General features: G+C 39.5%; 18 protein-coding genes. 10 read left to right on the top strand and 8 right to left on the bottom strand.

What is annotated here, in order from left to right; translation table 11 throughout:
* Together Q4534_RS09375 and Q4534_RS09370 are read right to left on the bottom strand one after the other, a co-directional pair.
* Positions 1-1,254 carry an amidohydrolase/deacetylase family metallohydrolase gene (locus Q4534_RS09375; protein WP_303612912.1) on the bottom strand — a complete coding sequence of 418 codons (1,254 nt, stop codon included), beginning with the start codon at positions 1,252-1,254 and terminating at the stop codon, positions 1-3.
* 161 nt (positions 1,255-1,415) lie between these two features.
* Entirely contained in the window at positions 1,416-2,567 is a 1,152-nt protein-coding gene (locus tag Q4534_RS09370) for a 2-isopropylmalate synthase (protein ID WP_303612911.1), read from the bottom strand.
* 139 nt (positions 2,568-2,706) lie between these two features.
* Between Q4534_RS09370 and Q4534_RS09365 the strand changes: the two genes are divergently transcribed.
* Complete coding sequence (locus Q4534_RS09365; RefSeq protein ID WP_303612910.1) at positions 2,707-4,290, top strand: hypothetical protein; 1,584 nt, start codon at positions 2,707-2,709, stop codon at positions 4,288-4,290.
* A 56-nt stretch (positions 4,291-4,346) separates the two neighbouring features.
* Here the strand turns inward: Q4534_RS09365 and rpmF are convergent, their stop codons facing one another.
* From rpmF to Q4534_RS09345, 4 genes are all read right to left on the bottom strand, one after another.
* Positions 4,347-4,538, bottom strand: a complete 192-nt coding sequence (rpmF, locus tag Q4534_RS09360) for a 50S ribosomal protein L32 (protein ID WP_014019078.1) — start codon at positions 4,536-4,538, stop codon at positions 4,347-4,349.
* Positions 4,539-4,555: 17 nt separating this feature from the next.
* Positions 4,556-5,104, bottom strand: a complete 549-nt coding sequence (locus Q4534_RS09355) for a DUF177 domain-containing protein (RefSeq protein WP_303612909.1) — start codon at positions 5,102-5,104, stop codon at positions 4,556-4,558.
* Between the two features lie 69 nt (positions 5,105-5,173).
* Positions 5,174-6,193 (bottom strand): 4-hydroxythreonine-4-phosphate dehydrogenase PdxA, encoded by a 1,020-nt coding sequence (gene pdxA / locus Q4534_RS09350; RefSeq protein ID WP_303612908.1) that lies wholly within the window; start codon positions 6,191-6,193, stop codon positions 5,174-5,176.
* 176 nt (positions 6,194-6,369) lie between these two features.
* Entirely contained in the window at positions 6,370-7,554 is a 1,185-nt protein-coding gene (locus Q4534_RS09345) for a LysM peptidoglycan-binding domain-containing protein (protein WP_303612907.1), read from the bottom strand.
* Between the two features lie 146 nt (positions 7,555-7,700).
* Here Q4534_RS09345 and Q4534_RS09340 point away from each other — a divergent pair, with 146 nt between their 5' ends.
* From Q4534_RS09340 to prfB, 9 genes are all read left to right on the top strand, one after another.
* Positions 7,701-9,071, top strand: a complete 1,371-nt coding sequence (locus tag Q4534_RS09340) for a nodulation protein NfeD (protein WP_303612906.1) — start codon at positions 7,701-7,703, stop codon at positions 9,069-9,071.
* 92 nt (positions 9,072-9,163) lie between these two features.
* Positions 9,164-9,898: a 1-acyl-sn-glycerol-3-phosphate acyltransferase gene (locus Q4534_RS09335; RefSeq protein ID WP_303612905.1), complete on the top strand. Its 735-nt coding sequence runs from the start codon at positions 9,164-9,166 to the stop codon at positions 9,896-9,898.
* A gap of 17 nt (positions 9,899-9,915) precedes the next feature.
* Positions 9,916-10,203 carry an Asp-tRNA(Asn)/Glu-tRNA(Gln) amidotransferase subunit GatC gene (gatC, locus tag Q4534_RS09330; protein WP_303612904.1) on the top strand — a complete coding sequence of 96 codons (288 nt, stop codon included), beginning with the start codon at positions 9,916-9,918 and terminating at the stop codon, positions 10,201-10,203.
* Entirely contained in the window at positions 10,203-12,971 is a 2,769-nt protein-coding gene (locus tag Q4534_RS09325) for a M48 family metallopeptidase (RefSeq protein ID WP_303612903.1), read from the top strand. Before gatC ends, Q4534_RS09325 begins: the two co-directional genes overlap by 1 nt.
* Positions 12,972-13,049: 78 nt before the next feature.
* A complete protein-coding gene (locus Q4534_RS09320; protein ID WP_303612902.1) occupies positions 13,050-13,766 on the top strand; it encodes an ABC transporter ATP-binding protein in 717 nt (238 codons plus the stop codon).
* 21 nt (positions 13,767-13,787) lie between these two features.
* Positions 13,788-14,336, top strand: a complete 549-nt coding sequence (locus tag Q4534_RS09315) for a cob(I)yrinic acid a,c-diamide adenosyltransferase (protein ID WP_303612901.1) — start codon at positions 13,788-13,790, stop codon at positions 14,334-14,336.
* A 6-nt stretch (positions 14,337-14,342) separates the two neighbouring features.
* A complete protein-coding gene (locus Q4534_RS09310) occupies positions 14,343-15,410 on the top strand; it encodes a branched-chain amino acid aminotransferase (protein WP_303612900.1) in 1,068 nt (355 codons plus the stop codon).
* Between the two features lie 44 nt (positions 15,411-15,454).
* Positions 15,455-15,970 (top strand): hypothetical protein, encoded by a 516-nt coding sequence (locus Q4534_RS09305; protein WP_303612899.1) that lies wholly within the window; start codon positions 15,455-15,457, stop codon positions 15,968-15,970.
* Positions 15,971-16,155: 185 nt separating this feature from the next.
* Positions 16,156-17,260, top strand: a protein-coding gene (gene prfB / locus Q4534_RS09300) for a peptide chain release factor 2 (RefSeq protein WP_303612898.1) whose coding sequence is annotated in 2 segments (ribosomal slippage) — positions 16,156-16,215 and positions 16,217-17,260 — 1,104 coding nt in all. Because the reading frame shifts where the segments join, the coding sequence is not laid out codon by codon here.
* A gap of 28 nt (positions 17,261-17,288) precedes the next feature.
* Here prfB and Q4534_RS09295 read toward each other — a convergent pair.
* Together Q4534_RS09295 and Q4534_RS09290 are read right to left on the bottom strand one after the other, a co-directional pair.
* Complete coding sequence (locus Q4534_RS09295) at positions 17,289-19,430, bottom strand: c-type cytochrome domain-containing protein (RefSeq protein WP_303612897.1); 2,142 nt, start codon at positions 19,428-19,430, stop codon at positions 17,289-17,291.
* Between the two features lie 37 nt (positions 19,431-19,467).
* Positions 19,468-20,925: a DUF1501 domain-containing protein gene (locus Q4534_RS09290; protein ID WP_303612896.1), complete on the bottom strand. Its 1,458-nt coding sequence runs from the start codon at positions 20,923-20,925 to the stop codon at positions 19,468-19,470.
* Between the last annotated feature and the right edge of the window lies 1 nt (position 20,926).

The following is a 20,926-nucleotide window of genomic DNA, read 5'->3' as shown; positions in this document are numbered from 1 at the left end:
TTACTCATTCCACAATGGAGCAGTAAGGCCATTCAGATCCCATACTACTTTACCGGAACGGACAGTTAGTTCATTTTCTATCTTGTATTTCCCCATCATTTTGCCAATGCCCGTTTTTTCAGTAAAACCAAAATTTCCTTCCAATACATTAAGGATAGCGATGTCAGCAATAGCACCTTCGCTTAAATGACCTAATTCGGTATGCTTTATTACCTGTGCAGGTTTCCATGTAGAAGCTGCAATGATTTCCTGCATATTCATGCCCATGTTAAGGAATTTGGACATCACATTGGTCATGTTTTTCATCCCACTCATGATACTGCTCATGTGACTGTCAGTACTTATCGTATTTGGTTTGATTCCTTGCTCCATGGCAGGAATAGCATGCTTAAAGGCAAAACTGGACCCACCATGGCCCACATCAAATATCACACCTCTCTCTTGAGCCGCTTTAATGAAGGGCCTTAATCTACCGGCAGGATCCACCAAAGCTTCTCTGCCAAATCCGCCACCACCGTAAATATGTGTGTAAATATCTCCCGGTCTTAACTTTTCCATAAAAAGGGTTTCTAGAGATAGTGGAGGGTTGGCTCCACCAAAATCAACCATAACAGGAATATCTGCCATTTCTCCTGCTTGCACCAAACGATCGATTTGTTCCCATCTGTGACCTGAATAATGAGCAACTTTTACCCCAACAATATGATCAGGATATTGCTTGGCTACCAAAGCAGTCATTTTTGGATCCATGTCCTCAAGGTTTTGTTCATAAAGGGCACCTTTCATCCCATGTCCCACGATGTTGAGCATGGCAAATACTCTGGTTCTTACCCTGTCAATAACTTGTTCTTTAAATTGAACAAAATTTCTCCATCCTGAACCTCCTACATCTACCACAGTAGTTACCCCATATGGTAAAGTAAATCCGTCAGGATGAATGGCACTATAACCATTGCTGTACTGCCCTCTTTTGTCCAAGCCATAGAAATTGTGCGTGTGGATATCGATTAAACCTGGGCTTACAATCAAACCGGTAGCATCGATTACTTCACTGGAAAGGTCTTCTCCTATTGATTTTTGAACCAAGGCAATTTTATCACCTTTAATGGCAATATCCATGGGTTCATCAATATTGTTTTTAGCGTCAATTACATGGCCACCTTTGATCAAAAGATCGTATTCTTGCCCCATAACCTGTAAGGAGCATATTGCCAATAAGGCAATAGTAAAGGTGAATTTTATAAAGTTGTTCATTTTCAAAATAGTGGTGTTAGTTGTTATTCAATTTATGGGGATAATTTAGCCTTTATGCCTATGACTAGCAAATGAAATTTGTTGATCGGTAGGAGATATAAACAAAAAAAAACGGAAAGTTTGCACCTTCCGTTTTTTTAATAGAAGCTTTTGAAGTCTCTTTAAACAGCTTCTGCGATAATTTGATGAATGTCATCATCCAATATTTCTTTCTTCATGTCCGCATGTTTAAGAAAGACGTCGTAAACTTTGTCTAATTCAAGTTTTGTAAGTGAATGGCCAACTTTATGTGCCCTGTATGCCAAAGCTGCCCTTCCGGATCTTGCTGTAAGCACAATCATGGATTCATCTACACCAACTTCCAATGGGTCAATAATTTCGTAGGTCTCCCTGTTTTTAATGACACCGTCTTGATGGATACCGGAAGAATGGGCAAAAGCATTTGAGCCTACAATTGCTTTGTTTGGCTGCACCATCATGCCCATCTTTTCAGCTACAAGTCGACTAATTGGGTTAAGCAATTTAGAATTTATATTGTTGGTAACATTAAGTCTAGGGTGCTGTTTCATGATCATGGCCACTTCCTCTAGGGAGGTGTTTCCGGCCCGCTCACCAATTCCATTGACAGTACATTCAATCTGTCTTGCTCCATTGGTGATGGCGGCAATAGAGTTGGCAGTAGCCAATCCCAGGTCATTGTGACAGTGCGCTGAAATAATCACATTTTCAATACCCCTTACATTATCTACCAGGTATTTTATTTTTGCGCCATATTCATCAGGCAAACAGTAGCCTGTAGTATCAGGAATGTTTAGCACGGTGGCACCTGCTTTAATGACTGCCTCACAAACTCTGGCAAGGTATTCATTGTCTGTTCTGCCGGCATCCTCAGCATAAAACTCAACATCCTCTACAAAAGATTTGGCATAAGCAACAGCACCTGAAGCCCTTTGTAGGATATTGTCCCTATTACTATTAAACTTGTGCTTGATGTGGTAATCGGAAGTTCCTATTCCAGTATGTATTCTTGGGCGCTTAGCATACTTCAATGCTTCAGCAGCCACCTCAATGTCTTTTTTTACTCCTCTGGATAGGCCACAAACAATTGGCTCCGTTATGTTTTTTGAAATCTCAATAACGGAATTAAAATCCCCAGGGCTAGAAATGGGAAATCCTGCTTCGATCACATCTACACCTAGAGCCTCCAGTTGTTGGGCAATTTCTATTTTTTGAGGAGTGTTTAATTTACATCCGGGTACCTGCTCCCCATCGCGAAGGGTTGTGTCAAAGATCAATACGTGATTCTCATCCATAGTTATAATATTTTTATAAAATCTAAAGTAGAACCTTACAATTAGCGAATAAATTCGATTAACTTTATATGTCCGACGTCTAATGATGTTTAAAACAGTTTAAATAACAGGTAGTCAGATATTTAAGTAGTATAAAATTATGATATCCAATAATAAAAAAGATTTTTTATTTGACTTAATAAATAGCTTATCCCCCTCTGAAAAAAGAAATTTTAAACTCTTTGCAAAGAGGCTGTCATCAAATGAAGGAGCTAAGTTTCTTAGGCTGTTTGATGTGATGGACAAAATGGAGGTGTATAATGAGCGGCAATTGCTTGAAAAAACACCTGTAAGTAAGAAGCAATTGTCTAATATGAAGGCACATTTATACAAGCAAGTACTGACCTCTTTGAGGCTGTTATATGCCGATAGGAATATTGAACTGCAATTGAATGAGCAGATTGATTTTGGAAGAATTCTATACAACAAAGGGCTGTACATGCAAAGTTTGAAAACCCTGGATAAAGCCAAGCAGGTGGCAAGTATGTATGGTCTCAATACTATCATGCTACGTGTGGTGGAGATGGAGAAGGTGATAGAGTCTCAACACATAACAAGAAGTATTGAAAACAGGGCTGATATACTCAGTCATGAGGCAGCTCATTTGTCTGAAAAAGTGGATCTCAAAAACCGATTTTCAAGCCTCTCACTGCAGTTGTACGGCATATATTTGAAAACCGGTTATATTAAAGACAAAGAGGGGAGGGAAATGCTAGAGAAGTTTTATAAGCAAAGCATGCCGGTATATGATTTCCAGAGTCTGGGTTTTTATGAAAAAATGTATTTGTTTCAAGCCCAAGTTTGGTATTACCATATCATTCAAGATTTCCCGGTTTGTTATCGAGCTGCCCAGCACTGGGTAGATCTTTTTGAGGCGGCTCCACAAATGATTAGGGTGGCAACAGGTAGTTATCTTAAGGCGTATCATTATTTATTGGATACCTTGTTTTATATGGGTTATTACGAGCGTTTTGCTCAGGTTTTGGGTGAGTTTAGACACAGTTTGAAGCAAGAGGATTTCGTATTTGATGGCAATAGTAAGATTTTGTCTTTTCTCTACCTTTATTCCAATCTTATTAACTTTTACTTTCTCAAGGGGGATTTCACCAAAGGGGTGGAAGAAATAGTACCTGATTTACTAAGGGATATTTCTCCGATTAAGCGAAAACTTGATGTCCATCATTTGATGGTGTTGCATTATAAAATTGCCTGCCTCTATTTTGGTAGTGGGGACAATGAAAGAGCAATTCTTTATTTAGAGCAAGTTATTCAAAATAGCCAGATTGGATTGAGAGAAGACCTGCAATGTTTTGCTCATATCTTGAAATTGATTGCTAGTTATGAGGCAGGAATTGATGAAAAGTTAGATGGGCAAATCAGAAATGTTTACCGGTTCTTGATAAAAATGGACGATTTGCATCAGGTACAAAAGGAAATGATGCATTTCATTAGAAACCTTAGCCGGATCTACGACCACGAACTCAAGGGAGCTTTTATCCAATTAAGAAATAAATTAATCGTTTATGAAAACCATCCTTTCGAGAAGAGGGCATTTCTGTATTTAGATATTATTTCTTGGTTGGAGAGTAAAATTGAGAATAGACCTGTACAGGATATCATTCAGCAAAAATTCTCTGAGAAAGTCAAGCGGGAAAAAAGTAGGATGGTAGACAATGGTCTATAAAAAAGCTGCCTGATCTTAATCAGATCAGGCAGCTTTTTAAGATTTTAGAGGGTAAATTAAACAGTTACCTCTTTTTCCATGATTACCTGTCCTTTGTAGTACAGTTTGCCATCTAGCCAAAATGCTCTATGTGGTAAATGAAATTCACCAGTGGTTGGGCACTTAGCCAAACCAGGCGCATTTAATTTATAATGTGTCCTTCTTTTATCTCTTCTGGTTTTGGAAATTTTCCTTTTAGGATGTGCCATATCTATGTAATTTTAGCTTATTCTTTATTTTTTAAATTCTTTAAAGCTTTCCAAAACGGGTTTTGGTCGTCTTTTATTTGTTCTTCTGATAAATTATTTTCTCCTGCTTCATAAACGATCCAACCCTCACCTTCATCCTCATCTTCTTCTGTCAAATGATCCGGATGAATTTTCTTTGCTGGAATACCAAGCAAAATAAACTCATAGATCAATTGCATCACGTTGATGCTTTGGGTGTCGGCCGTGATAAAAAAGATTTCATCACTGATCTCTTTTTCTTCTTGACCGTATTTGTACAAGATCTTATGTGACAAGTCCAAAGGATAATCAAAATCCTCAAGACTTCTGTCGCAAGTGATGTTTACCTTCCCTTTTAAGTGGAATACAACCTCAATCAGGTTGATCCTTTTGTCAAGTTCTATGTTTGCCTTAATGGCAACATCATTTACTATCTCTCGACTGTTTTCAAAATGATCTAGGAATTCAGAATCAATTTCGAAATTGAAATTGTGCTTCCCTTCCTTCAGCCGAATAATGTCAATATCGAATTTCCTTATGAATTTCATTTTCTGAATTAAGACCGCAAATTTAGAAAAATATTTCTGATTAATAAAATCTACCCCTTAATAATTTCATTAAGTAGCAGTTAAGTTTTCTTTTTGTTTAACCATATCGTGTGCCAAAAATATGGCAGACCGCATTGACCCCGGGTTCGCATTGTTTTTTCCGGCAATATTATATGCTGTACCATGGTCAGGACTAGTCCTGATTATTGGTAAGCCTGCGGTGAAATTTACCCCTGAATCAAAACATATTGTTTTGAAGGGGATTAAACCTTGGTCATGGTACATGGCTAAAACACCATCAAACTTTTTTTGATGGATCATTCCAAAGAAACCGTCCGAAGGATAGGGTCCAAAAACCAGATCCCCTTCTTCCTTAAAGCTTTTTACAACAGGTTGGATGGTTTCCATCTCTTCACTTCCTAAAAGGCCATCTTCTCCAGCGTGTGGATTCAATCCAAGAACGGCGATTTTTGGTTTTAAAACTCCAAAATTTTCCTTAAGTGATCGGATCATGATTTTCAGCTTAGCCTTAATGGCTGGGCCTGTCACTGCATCAGCTACCTCTCGTAAGGGGAGATGTCCGGTAACCAGACCAATTCGCATGTCTTCTGACACCATAAACATCATGCTTTCTTTAGTGTCGAAGGCCTCAGTCAAGTACTCCGTATGGCCCACAAAGGGAGTTTCTGTGCTATTAATATTGTTTTTGTTAAGTGGCGCTGTAACCAAGGCGTCCAAGTGACCGGATTTTAAATCTATAATGGCCTGATCAATGGCTGCAAGAGCCATGCTTCCGGCGTCTCTGGTCTCTACTCCAGGCATCACCTCTGGAGAATCCTGAACCACATTGATTACATTGATCTTTCTGTGGTGTACATCTTCTATACTCTTGACTTGAATAAAATTAAAATCATTCATGTCTAAGGCTCTCCTGTAGTAAGTAAGCGCCTTGCCATGGCCATAGATCACCGGAGTAATCATTTTCTGGAGTCGGTTGTCAAGCAGGGCTTTCATGGTGACCTCTGCTCCGATTCCGTTGATGTCGCCTATGCTAATTCCGATTACGGGTTTATTCTTTTTTATATTCATGGCCTTTTTGTATATGGCTTAACGATTGACATGTGAGAATGATTCAATCGCTTGTAATAATTAATATTTCTTTACCCAATCTGAGGACACTCTTGGTCTTTAAGTATTAAGACTACACCCTTGGGTTTTCTGATAAAGTAAATTTCACGGTTTACATTAGAATAAACAAGTGAAAATTAATAGGAAATTTCAACCCTAAATCGAGAATTAACTGCTTTCAATTGATCAAAAGCGGCTTTAGATAGCTTGATTAATAATTTATTGTTGTCCCCTGTTTCCGGTAAAACGCCAACTACTCTAGCGAATATGGTTACATCATTTTCTTCATTTCTTATTCTCATGATGGTTCCTACCGGTGCGTTTCTGTGTAGGACCAGAAATTTTTTATGATTTCCAGTGCCTTCTATAACTTCTGCTTGACCGCTTTCACTTACATTTTTGAAAGCAGTAGAAGTGCTCACATTATTTGAAGGGCTTTCCACAGCTGTTTTGGAGTTTGTGGGTTCCGAAGTAGGTTTGGTGTTTCCGGGCATTTGGGTAACGGGAATGTTGGCATTGGTTTCTCTCCCCACTTTAAGGGTTTGACCTACCGATAGATTGTTAGAAGATAAGCCATTCCATTTTATAATGTCGGCCACATTGGCATCATATTTTTTTGCGATGGCAAATAAAGTTTCACCCTGGGTTACTTTATGTGAAATCCAATTGCCTGTAGTAGAGACGGAAGGGGAAGCAGGAGAGGTTGTCGGAGTTTCAACTTTTGGAGCAACAGGCTTCTCTGTTTTTTTCTTGGGTTGTTTCTTCTTAGGGGCCGGTTTTTCGGTGGTAACAGCAACCGTTTGATCTACAATTTCTGCCGTCTCCTCTACCTTTTGAGGGGCTACGGGTTGTTGCTTTTGGGTTACAGGCTGTTCCTTTTCTGGTATTACTTTTTCTTTTACTCCTTCTACAATTAAGGCCTGTCCGACACTCAAGTCTGTTCCTTTTAGTCCATTTGAAGCCATCAATTGATCCATACTGATATTATAGGATTTGGCGATCGAGAAGAGCGTTTCACCGGGAGTTACATGGTGGACTTTTGCCCCTTCAGGAATCATTGTTTGCTCAATAAAAGGCACTCTAATGCGTTGGCCGATTTTAAGCCCATCTTTTAAAGAATCATTATTTTGGACAATATCACTTACCGGAGTATTGTACCGTCGCGAAATTCCAAATAAAGTCTCTTGTGGATCTACTTGGTGAATAATATAGGATTTCCCTCCTATCTTTTCTATTCCTACAGAATCAGATCCCACAAGTAATGCTCCTTTGGATGGAATAGCTAAGCCTATCATCCCTAAAATCAATATCCAGCACTTCATTTTACTAACGGTTTTTTACAATAAATTTCTAATAATCATGCAAATTTGATATTTATTTTATCAATTGCAACTCCATTTTATACCAATAGGGGCGATGATCATTTTTATTGGTATATTCAAACAGAAATATTAAACCGGTATTTAAAATGAAACTCATTTTTAGTCTTGCCTTCTATACTATTGTCAATTTAATTATTAATCCTTGCTTGCAAGCCCAGTCAGAGCAAAGGACCGATGATTCTTTACAAACGGTTTATGTGTTTGAAATGATGGATAATATAGATCCCAGGATGAATAGAAAAGTAAGGATGGCGATGGAGGATGCAGCGCGTAAAAATGCGGCCCTGATTATTGTGCACATGGATACATATGGTGGAGCAGTTAATGACGCGGATGAAATTCGGACACTGTTTTTGGAATCCGATATCCCGATTGTGTCCTATATAGATAAAGATGCCGCCTCTGCGGGAGCTTTAATTTCTATTGCTTGTGATAGTATTTATATGGCCAAAGGTGGAAGCATAGGTGCTGCTACAGTGGTAATGGGAGATACGGGGGAAGCTGCTCCAGACAAATACCAGTCTTATATGCGCTCCATGATGAGAAGTACTGCTGAGGCCACAGGCAGGGATCCCAAAATTGCAGAAGCCATGGTAGACGAAGACTTGGAAGTCGAAGGGGTTTCAAAAGTAGGAGAAGTAATTACATTTTCCGTTTCTGAAGCCATAGAAAACGGGTTCTGTGAAGGAGAAGTTGCTTCCATTGAGGAGCTTGTGGATAGGTTTGGGTTCAAAGATTTTGAAATATATGAATATCAGCCCTCTCTTTCAGAGGATATAATCTCCATTTTCTTAAACCCGGCAGTAAGCGGTTTTTTAATACTGGTTATTTTTGCTGGGATTTATTTTGAAATACAAACACCGGGCATTGGCTTTCCTCTCGCTGCAAGTGCCATTGCCGTTATTCTCTATTTTATTCCTTATTACCTAACAGGGCTTGCCAGTAATTGGGAGATGGTACTTTTTATTGTAGGAATTATATTGCTGGCCGTTGAGATTTTTGTTGTGCCGGGTTTTGGTGTATTCGGCATTTTGGGGATCATTTGCGTCTTGGGCGGACTTACGATGGGCATGTTACCAAATGAACAGTTTGATTTTACTTTTGTAAGCTCCGGGAAGCTCTTCTCAGCCTTGTTAACAGTGATTCTAGCCGCAACAATAGCAACGGTGTTGATTTTCACCTTAACGCCCAAAATCAATCAATGGGAGAGTTTTAGCCGGATATCTTTAGCCGACACCCAACAGAAATCGGAAGGGTATACCTCGTCTTTTTATAGTGCTGAACTGCTTGGTAAGGAAGGCATGTCTTACACTCGTTTAATGCCTAGTGGTAAGGTGATTATCGAGGATGAACAATATGATGCCTATTCCAGGGGGGAGTTTATTGACAGGGGTGAAAAAATTAAAGTTATAAGTACAGAGGGTACCTCTCTGAGAGTGAAGAAAGTAGAGGCTTAATCAGTATTTAATGAGGAATAAAAAATATGCGTATGGACCATGCCTTTTTGATTTTTACTTAATTTCGGAAATAAAATCCTCTTTTTGCAAGAATGAAATTGATTAGAAGAATTTATTCTATCTATGGTAGCATTGGCTTTATTTCGGCGTTTCTGCTATTACTGCCAATATTTATATATACGATCGAGATATCCGGGAAAAAGGGCCAAGGGAGAAAAATGAACAGGGTCTGGTCTAAGTTGTTTTTTGGAATGCTTTTCTTTAAGGTGAACATAGAAAATCGTTGCCACTTGAAAAAAAGTGATCAGTTTATCTTTGTTTCCAACCATTTTTCTTACTTGGATATACCGGCATTAGGGTTGATTCCATTTGATCTTGTGTTTATTGGCAAAAAATCGCTTGCCAAAGTGCCTCTTTTCGGATACATGTTTAAAAATCTTCATATTGCTGTGGATAGAAACAGTATGAAGAGTAGGGGCGAGTCTATATTAAAGGCTAGAAAAGAATTAGATGAAGGAGCAAGTGTGGTTTTTTTTCCTGAAGGAGGGATTTCAAGCCAATCTCCCCCAGCCATGGCTAAATTTAAAGATGGAGCGTTTAAATTGGCCTTGGACAAACAAATTCCAATTATTCCTGTCACTTTATCATACAATCACTTAATTTTGCCGGACGATGGGAAGTTTTTATTACGTTATAAACCTGTTAAGGTAGTCATACATGAACCCATTGCCGTTAAAGGATGTGGGCCAAATGATGTGAAGGAACTTAAATCTAAGTGTTTCACCATCATTCAGGAACAATTGAATAAAGACAATGCCCGGAACTAAATTTAAATAGACAATTCATGAAATTAGATATCGATTCTCTCAAAAAAATTGCGCACTTGGCCAGACTTGAGTTTGATGAAAAAAGTGCAAAAAAAATGACAGCGGACATGACTCAAATCCTTGATTGGGTTGAGAAGTTAAATGAGTTGGATACCAGTGATGTGGAACCACTTATAACCATGTCTTCTGAGGAAAATGTCATGAGAAAAGATGTAGTAGGCGCTCATTTGGATCATGAGAAAGGTTTGAAAAATGCCCCCCAAAGAGATTCGGATTATTTCCGTGTCCCTAAAGTTATGGAGTAATGTGCCGGAGGGTCTGGCAGAATGTTTTCTTTTATATTTTTTCGGCTGTACTGATAAGTGCAGGAGCAGGCTTACTGTGGGTAAACGCTTTAGACCCTATTGGTCTAATAACCTTGTCAGAGAGAATCAATGTTCCTTTGGATAGTTTTCAGTCTACTTCGGGATTGCTTGAATTTGAGGTTCAAAATTTTCTTTTATTTGATCAATTCGATCCTTTGCCTCCTCAAGCTTTTCCCAAGTTAATACAGGTGATGGGGATTGGCATTTGGCTACTGTTGTTGCTGTTTATTGTCTTAGTGACCTTACTGAAGCGCCAAGCATTTTTGATTGGGGCGGGATTATTGATCTTGCTTCTGAGTATAAGCGGAGTGAATAGTTTGAATATCGGTGGGATTGGCACCAATTATGCCTTGGCCATAAGCTTACTGTTCCTTTTGGTGCCGGCATCGGTCATCCACCTGTTTTTTAATGATATTATAGGTTTAGGCCTTAGGCTAGTACTGATAATTGGGCTTGGGCTACTGGGCTTGGCTGTTTTAATTTATTTTTCTCAAGCAGTTTCACCTACCTATTTATTTTCGGAGAATATATTTCTAATGGCTTTGGTGATGGCCGCCGCTTTTATGCTCTACATTGGGCATGCTTTTGTGTCCGGGGCCTATTTGTTTTTGGCCAAGCTAAATAGGGATGTGGGAATCAAAATTGGTTGGCATTATGCTATTATTTCAAGCTTATACTTGGTCTTGATGGCTTTGGTTTTCCTAGAAGTTACCGGTGATTGGAATAAATGGTACCTCCCATCATTCCAGCTTTTACTTGTTTTGGTAGGGGTTGTTGGTTATTTCGATTCTTATTATAAAACAAAGTATTTTCCTCAAACTTATAATGAAGGATGGGTGGGGAAAGTGTTTTACCTGGGAGGTTTTGCTGTTTGTCTATTGGTCTTGTTCAAAGCAGAAATTTCCGGTAATACACCTATGCTTGATTTTTTACATCATGTGTTTGCCTACAGCCAGTTGGGATTTAGTGTAATGTTTGTTTTGTACATATGGGTAAATTTTTCAGCCATAATCAATAGTGGTAATGCGATTGAAAAAATAATGTACAACCCTCCCTTTTTCCCCTATTTTCACATGAGATTGGGAGGAACGATCGCATTTTTAATTTTGATGGTTTATGCAGCTGGAATAATTGGTATACAATTCAGCACTTCATCTACCCAACTTTCAGCAGATTATTATTTTACCACCAAAAGACCTGTAGAAGCTTCAGTTCTTTATGAAAATGCTTTTGATAGATACAGGGCAAATGACAGGGCACTTTATGCTTTGAGTAATATTTACCTCGACCAAAACCAGCCTACCTTGGCACTTAAAACTTTAGAGCGAAGTTTTGAACAAAACCCTCAGGTGAAGGATATTTTGTTGCTTAGCCGACTGTTGGAGAAGCGATCCAGAACAAACGAGGCAGTCTATTGTTTGGAAGAAGGGTTGAATCATTACCCGGGAAATCCTCATTTGGCAAATAATCTTGCATTGGTATACCATAGAATGAAATTGCCTCAAAAAGCCTTAAGCACGCTGGATAGAATGGATGGGTTTGAATCAGTTGATATCCAAAATAGGATAGGGATAAAGGTGGCTCAAGGCCTTCCTTTGGAAGAAGATGAGAAGATTGCATCGTCTTTGAAAAATACTGTTAATCTTTTGGCAGCAAAGAATATGGGGTATGGGCTAGGTAGAATGGTCTTAGATTCGACCGAAAAGGAGGCTGACAATGTGCTTGTAAGAAGAGCTATGCTTAGAAATTACCTTACCAATATTGAGAAAGGTTTTACCGGACCGGATTTTCAGATGGAATTGGACTCCATGTTGGCGCAGGAAACCAGTTCCCTGACTGTTGAGCAAAATTTAAAGGAGTCAGATCTGATTTTGAAGTATAAAACCGGAAGAATGAATCAATTACTGACCTACTTAAATGGTATGGCCTTTCGATTCAGTCAAGATGCCGGTTATTACCATGCCTTTGCAGGCTGGCTACTTTCCGACCTTGGCGATTTTGAAAAAGCTGCCATAGAATGGAAACAAGCGACCTTAAAGGGATACCTTAAGTTTACACCGGCCCATTTGCCCTTTTTGTATTTTGGAGGGATGGAAGAGGAGGCAGTCTTTATTTCGGGCACCCAAAATGTGACCTTTCCTAAATGGATGCGTTTTGACGCTTCCGGTCAGCTTGTGAGCAATGATACCGTGAAACTATACAGGGAATTGGCCAATGTCCCTACCATGCTTGGGAAAGATCTTATGCCTGCGGTTGAATCTTTGGAAAATGAAGTGAATAAAGGTGTACTTGCTAAAGAGATTTTAGAAAGAAAGTCTCATTGGCTTGAGGAAGAAGAGATCAAAAAAATGCTTTCATTGGCGAAAGTTTACGAACAATCCACAGGGCGTCATTTTTCCTTGGAAGCTTATCTCAATAGGGTAAAGGAATTAGGGAATGAAGATACGGGCTTTGCTTTAGATGGAGGATTTAATCCCTATTTGACGCCATTGATTTTGGCTAGACTTGAGCAAGTAGAGGGTGACGAGAAGCGGTATGAATTGCTACAAGAAGCTTGTCAATTCAATAAAGATCCACTATTATGGATAACGTTAGTTAAATATTGTCGTATAATTGGGTTGGATCAATATGCCAGTACCAACTTAAAATTAATGGAGGAATGGATTAAGGAAGATGATTTGACTGAATTACAGTTAAAATTCCTATAATTCCTTTGATATAATTTAAGAGGCTGAATTCCTGTTTTTGAGCAATATACCCTATCTTCACATTTAAAATGTCGAGCCATGCCAGAAATCATTAAAACCAAAGAAATACGTAAGGTTTACAAAATGGGAACCGAGGAGGTGAAAGCACTCAAATCGGTAAGCATGAGCGTAAACAGGGGTGAATATGTGGCCTTTATGGGGCCTTCAGGTTCAGGCAAGTCGACATTAATGAATATTATAGGTTGTTTGGATACACCCAGTTCAGGACAATACATTCTAAATAGCAAGGATGTGAGTGATATGACTGAAGATGAGCTAGCTGAAATCAGGAATAAGGAGATAGGTTTTGTTTTTCAGACCTTTAATCTATTGCCAAGAGCTACTTGTTTAGAGAACGTAGCTTTGCCTTTGATTTATGCAGGATACAATAAGACGGATAGAGAAGAAAAAGCTTTTCTATCTCTTAAAAGTGTGGGTTTGGATGACAGAATTCATCACAAACCCAACGAGTTGTCAGGTGGACAAAGGCAAAGGGTGGCCATTGCCAGGGCTTTGGTAAATGATCCCAGTATTATTTTAGCCGATGAACCTACGGGTAATTTGGACAGTAAGACGTCTTATGAAATCATGGACCTTTTTCATGTCTTGCACCAAAAGGGCAATACGATTATCATGGTTACGCATGAGGATGATATAGCACATTATGCGCACCGAGTCATCAGGTTAAGAGATGGCTTGGTAGAATCTGATGAGAGAAACCCCAATCCAACGGTGGTGGACAAAACAATTATTTGAATCTCATAGTTGATTAACTGAATGAAAATTTATACCAAAACGGGAGATAAAGGAAAAACATCCCTTTTTGGAGGGACTAGGGTCAATAAATCTCATTTAAGAATTGATGCGTACGGTACCATTGACGAGTTAAATGCAAATATAGGTTTATTGAAGGATCAAGTAGCTAATGAATTCATTATTAAGATTCTTTACGAAATACAAGACAGGCTTTTTGTTTTAGGGGCTATTTTGGCCACTGAGCCGGAAAAATCGGGGATGAAGCTACCTGTTCTTAAAAAAGAAGACATTCGGTTTCTTGAAATAGAAATAGATAAAATGGAGGAAAATCTACCCCCATTAAAAAATTTCATTATCCCCGGAGGGCATCCGGTGGTTTCTTTGACTCACATTGCACGTACCGTTTGCAGAAGAGCTGAGAGATCCATGGTTTTGCTTTCAGAAAATTCTCCGGTAGATGGAATATTGTTGGAATATGTCAACCGGCTTTCCGATTTTTTGTTTGTATTGGGAAGACAATTGGCGAAGGAATTAAATGTAAATGAAATCACTTGGCATTCAAGTGAATAATAAGATATGGACGAGCAATTGAAAATAGATATAACTAAAGCTTCAAGCTCAAAATTAGAAACAACAAATTTTGATGAGCTTGCTTTTGGACAGATTACCAGTGACCACATGTTTGTGGCAGACTATATAGATGGGGAATGGCAAAACTTGAAAATCGAACCCTATGCACCACTGCTGCTCAATCCTGCAAATGCGACCCTTCACTATGGGCAATCCGTGTTTGAAGGATTAAAAGCCTATAGGAATGAGCAAGGTGAAATATTGGTTTTCCGAGGAGATGCCAACCAACAAAGGTTAAATGAATCGGCCAAAAGAATGTGTATTCCGGAAGTCCCGAAAGAGATTTTCATGGAAGGAATGCGATGCCTACTTGAAGTAGATAGAGAATGGGTGCCTAAGCAAGCGGGTTGTTCCTTATACTTGAGGCCATTTATTTTTGCTGCAGATGATTACCTGGGAATCAGACCTTCCAAGAAATATAAATTCATGATTCTTGCCTCACCGGTTGGGAAGTATTATGCCAAACCAGTAGCTGTAAAAGTTGAAACAAGATTTGCCAGGGCCATCGAAGGAGGTACAGGAGCTGCAAAAGCTGCCGGCAATTATGCAGGATCACTTTATCCGGCATTGAAGGCCCAAAAAGACGGCTACGATCAACTCCTATGGACAGATGGCAAGACCCATCAATACATAGAGGAGAGTGGTACCATGAATGTAATGTTCGTAATTGATGGTGTTTTAATTACTGCGCCAACCACTACCGGAACCATTCTAAAAGGAATCACCAGGGATAGCGTTCTTACCTTGGCACAGGAAATGGGTATGCCTGTAGAAGAGAGATTTTTAACAGTGATAGAATTGGAAGAAGCACTAAATTCCGGGAAACTGGATGAAGCCTTCGGAACAGGTACGGCAGCTACTGTAGCTTTTATCCGCTTAATAAATATTCATGGTAAAGACTATGAATTAAAAGAAGTGGCTCCTACTGCTTTTTCTATTCGTATTTTGGAAGCCCTTGACAATATTAAATATGGTAAAGTGGAGGATAAATACAATTGGATTACGAAATATTAGTTGATCTTCCGGTCAGTTTTTGACCATTGAATTTTAATTTGCCTATGTATCTCTTCAATAGAGGTATCCTTCTTATCGGTTTAATCGTTTTTGTTCAAGTCGAGTTATTCGCACAAAACTATTTGATCCTACAAAAAGGTGCCAACCAGAAATCACGTATCAGCTACGAAGTAGGAGATGAGCTGATTTATTTACAGAAAGGTAATGATTATTATATCAGGGATTTTATCCGTGAAATTGATAAGGATTATATCGCCTTGCGTGAAAATGTTTTGAGCCTGAAGCAAATAGAAGCAATAGATATTAGATACAAGGACGAGCGAAACCAAACGTTAGCTAATTTAACCATGCTTCCATTTGCAGGAGCTGGGCTTTTGTTAGTAGCAGGAGGAATTAATAGTTTGGCCGATGATGGCAGTCTACAATACAGTTCCGGTGTGTTAACGACAGCTGCAGCCTTGATAGGTTCGGGTTTTATCCTTAAATCACTTCGTTACAAAAAATTCAAGGTAGGAGGGAAGAGAAAAATAATGGTGGTCAGAGAAAATGAATTGGAGTAATGCGCGATGAAACCTGCATTTTTTTATTTCCAAGTTGAGGGAGATTAGGAAAATTAAGGGTTGTTGGGCTTTAAAGATTCAAAATTCGGGCGCCATTATCTGCCAAGCAAATTTTAATTTTAGATTGGTAGTTTAATGGGAATTAAGCAATTTTGCATTTTAAGTAAATAATAAAATTTATCATTATGACATCAGATCAATTGAAAGATTTGAAGGCCCGAGTAACGGCCTTGAGGAGGTATCTTTGACTACGATCGTAAGAAATCTGAAATAGAAGAGTTTGAAGCCATTTCTGCACAGCCCGATTTCTGGAGCGATACAGAGGAGGCCGAAAAAGTAATGAAGCAGATTCAGGCGCGAAAGGCCTGGACCTCACAGTATGAAACAGTTGATACAGGGGTTCAGGATTTGGAGGTTTTGTTTGAGTTCTACAATGCAGGGGAGGTCTCAGCAGAGGAAGTAGATGCAGAATATGATAAGAATCTCAAATTGGTTGAAGACCTAGAATTGAAAAAGATGCTCAGCGGTGAAGAGGATCAGCTGAGTGCCATGCTTGAGATTAATCCCGGTGCAGGTGGTACTGAAAGTAATGACTGGGCTTCAATATTGCTTCGCATGTACATCATGTGGGGAGAAAAAAATGGTTATAAAGTAAAAGAAGTTGACCTCCAGGAAGGTGAAGTCGCAGGGATTAAGTCTGCTACCTTGGAATTTGTGGGCCCCTTAGCTTACGGATTTTTGAAGTCAGAAAGTGGAGTGCACAGATTGGTAAGAATTTCACCTTTTGATAGTGGGGGTAGGAGACATACCTCCTTTGCTTCTGTATATGCTTATCCCGTGGTGGATGATACCATTAATATTGACATCAACCCATCAGACATTGAGTTACATACTTCTCGATCCGGTGGAGCTGGAGGGCAAAATGTAAACAAGGTAGAGACGAAAGTGCAACTCACTCATAAACCTACAGGGATAGTTGTTGTGTGCCAAATTGAACGTTCACAATTAGCGAATAGAGAAAAGGCCATGCAGATGTTGAAATCTCGTTTGTATCAACTGGAGATGGAAAAAAGAAATGCTGAAAGAGCCAAAGTGGAGTCCGGTAAAATGAGGATAGATTTTGGTTCACAGATCAGAAACTATGTTTTACATCCTTATAAGTTGGTGAAAGATGCACGGACGGGTTATGAAACATCAGATGTGCAAGCGGTACTGGATGGAGGGCTGAATGAATTCATTAAAGCTTACCTGTTGGCACAGAGTGAAGAAGAAGTGAAAGACGAAGATTAAATAAAAAGCCTGAATTTTCAGGCTTTTTTTAATTCAACACAATCTCATCTACCATTAGCCAGGCTTTATTCTCGGCAGCACCGTGCCAGGAAGGTAACTTCGCAAGTGGTTTGGCTTCCATTTTAAGGTATTGAACATTCTTTTCTGCAAAAGGAATTTCAACCTGACGTAAGTAAGAATCGTCGTCTTTGCTCAAGGGTTGAGGTCGAAAGGATTTTGAGAGTTTCCAGTCCTGATTTTTATCCGGTCGAGTCCAAATTTTTACCTCTTGAGGAGGGAAAAAACGTGCACCTATATTCTGCCATAGAGAGATGGCCATATAGGAAATATCAGTTGGTTGTTCAAATTCCATTTCCACTTCTAACGGACTGTTAATAAAGCCAAGCCAGTTCAGGTTCCAACTATCAGGAATTGCTTTCTTTTTATCAAAAAGACTGTTTTTACCATCTCCTTTGTACCTGTCTTCAGGAGCATAGTTCATTTCAAAAGACGCAGGACTGAGAGTTGCGCTTATGAATTCCGCTTCTGAAACCTTGCTGCCAATCCATCCTTCTGCGAAAGCTCTTGCTTTTATAGATGCATTTTCTGTGATTTCGAGAGGTTTCTCATAAAGTAAGAAATTACTGCTGTCCGGCTCTGTTCCGTCCAGTGTATAATAGATGCTTGTGGTGCCAATAGGATGCGTTAATTCAACTTTTAATTTGTCCTTAAAAAATGCTTTGTCGAAACTAATTACTGGGGGATTCAACATCAATAAAGTAGTCCTTTCCTCAGTGCCGATCTCAATGGTCGTGTGAGGTAAAGCTGCAATTAATTTCTCAAGAGATTCCTCTGTTAAGCCCGTATTCCAAAGGAAGAGTTTTTTTACATTTTTTAGTTGTGATAAAGGAGCGATAGCTTCTTCGGTTAAATTATTTCCTGAAAGTGACAGTAGGGTTAGGTTTTCTAGTCCTACTAAGGACTGAAGACCTGGACCCGTAATGTCCGTGAAATTCAAATAAAGTTTCTCCAGATTAGGAAACGAACCAAGTGATGCCAAGTGTTCATCTTTGATCGGCATACTGTTTAGGTTAATGGAAACGGTTTGCTCCTGAATGGGCGCAAGTTCCTTAAGTGATTCAGGGTCAAAATTTGCCCTTCCAAAATAACTAACAGACAAGGCCGGAGAGGTAATCCCTAAAGGTTGAATTTTTCGGTAAAAGTTATTTAGAGGCTCCAAAATATCATCAGATACCGGATCAAAAGCGTAAACTTTCGGAGCCGATTCAAATTTTTTGATGGCCAATGGATAAATACTGCTGGTATCAGCAAGTGCCAAGACCTTTTGATCTGTAATGGCACCTGAACCAATCCAAGCTTCTAGTATAGCTTTCTCTTCCTCAGTTAGCTGAGGTTTTCCCTCTGGAGGCATATGGTCTTCATCCTCTTCAGGTAAATTAATTCTTTGGGTTAATAAGCTGTTTTCTGAATCGAAAGGCTCGACAGCAGGCCCTGATTCCCCGCCTTTGAATAAATGTTCCGGGCTATCCATTCTTAGCTCCCCTTTTTGTTTGGAAGCCTTATGGCAACTCAGGCATTTGTTTTCGATGATGGGATAAACTACGTGCGCAAATACTTCCGCTTCTTCAAGGCTTACCATTTGGGTTTCCTTGTTTTCAAGGGGGGCTGTGATAAAGTTATCCCCATGTGTGATGGAAGCACCTAGATGACCGGATACAATGACTATCAGACCTAAAAAAGTAGCTGAGATTTTAATGGCCAGAGGGCTTTGTCTATCAATAAAATAATACAATAGAGAAGAAAGCCAGAAAATACCCAAGCTAGTCCATTTGTGCCAAAAGAGCGCTTCTTTATCATAGCCTGTTTCATGGGAAAGCAAAAGCCCTGCGATAACGGTAAACCCCGCAGTGAATGCTCCCAATAGTAAAAAGTCTTTGCCATACAGCGTACTATCTTCTTTCTTGGGCAGCAGGTCAGGAAAACCTACCAATACTATGGCCAATAAAATGATTACAATAGGGAAATGGAGCAACAATGGATGCATTCTTCCGAATACATGGAGCCAGTCCGGAATTATTATTTTACTTTCTGCCAACACGATGAATAGTACAAAAACATTTGCAGCAAAAAGTATTTGGCCAAGAATGGCCTTCAATTTATTTGTTAACATAAGACGAGAATAGGGTGGTTACCAAGGGTTCAAATTGTTAGACCATAATGCCTTTGACTAAATTTCCTGCAACATCGGTAAGCCTGTATCTTCTTCCTTGATGTCTGAAGGTGAGTTTCTCATGTTCCACTCCTAGTAGATGAAGCATGGTCGCATGGAAATCATGAACATGTACCGGATCTTTAATGATATTGTATCCAAAATCATCTGTTTCTCCATAAGTAACCCCAGGTTTTATTCCTCCGCCTGCCATCCACATAGAAAAAGCCCTTGGATGATGATCTCTACCATAGTTGTCCGCAGAAAACCTTCCTTGGCAATAATTGGTTCTACCAAATTCCCCTCCCCAGATTACCAGGGTTTCGTCTAACAGGCCTCTTTGCTTCAAGTCAGTAATCAGTGCAGCAGATGCCTGATCGGTATCTTTGGCTTGCATGGCCATTTCATTGGGCAAATTACCATGTTGATCCCAGCCTTGGTGATAAAGTTGTACAAACCTGACGCCATTTTCAGATAGCTTTCTTGCAAGTAAGCAATTGGCTGCATAGGTGCCGGAAACCAAACATTCCGGACCATATAATTTAACTATGCTGTCCGGTTCTTTGCTGACATCTGTGACTTCTGGTACCGCAGTTTGCATTCTGTATGCCATTTCATACTGTTGGATTTTGGCGCTGATTTCCGGGTCTCCGAAGGATTCATAGTTTATTTGATTTAAAGCAGCAATTTTGTCGAGCATCCTTCTTCTGTCTATTTTGCTCATTCCTTCCGGGTCATTGAGGTACAATACAGGGTCATCTCCACTGGAAAATTGCACACCCTGATGAACTGATTCTAGGAATCCATTTGTCCACAGTTTGGAGTAAACGCCTTGTCCATTTCCTTTTCCTCTAGAGAGTAGTACGCAGAAACTCGGAAGGTTATTGTTTTCAGAGCCTAAACCATAGCTTAGCCATGCACCCATGCTAGGTCGGTTTCCTACCTGGGCTCCCGTTTGGAAGAAGGTGAGGGCAGGGTCATGGTTAATGGCCTCCGTATGCATGGATTTAACAATACAAATGTCATCAACTATTTTTGCTGTGTGTGGAAAGAGGTCGCTGACCCAAGCACCTGATTGACCATACCTTTTGAACCCATAAGCAGAGCCAACCAAAGGAAAAGAAGACTGCCCGGCAGTCATTCCCGTAAGTCGTTGCCCTTGTCTGATGGAGTCGGGAAGCTCTTCCCCGATTTTTTTATTCAGCATGGGTTTATAATCGAAAGATTCCAACTGGCTAGGCGCGCCATTTTGGAACATATAAATAACCCTTTTTGCTTTGGGAGCAAAATGTGGTACACTTGCCATTAATTTATCAGTGTCTATTTGGGGGCTACCATTAAATAAATCGGGCACCAATAAGGATCCCAAAGCAACACTACCTAATCCTAGACTTAATTTGGATAGGAACTTTCTCCTGTTCTCATTTAATCCGTTTTCTAAAATTTCTTTTTCCATA

The organism is Cyclobacterium sp. 1_MG-2023 (genome assembly GCF_030546805.1).
Taxonomy (GTDB): Bacteria; Bacteroidota; Bacteroidia; order Cytophagales; family Cyclobacteriaceae; genus Cyclobacterium.
Note: the sequence above shows the minus strand (reverse complement) of the source record. Positions and strands in the feature narration are given on the sequence as shown.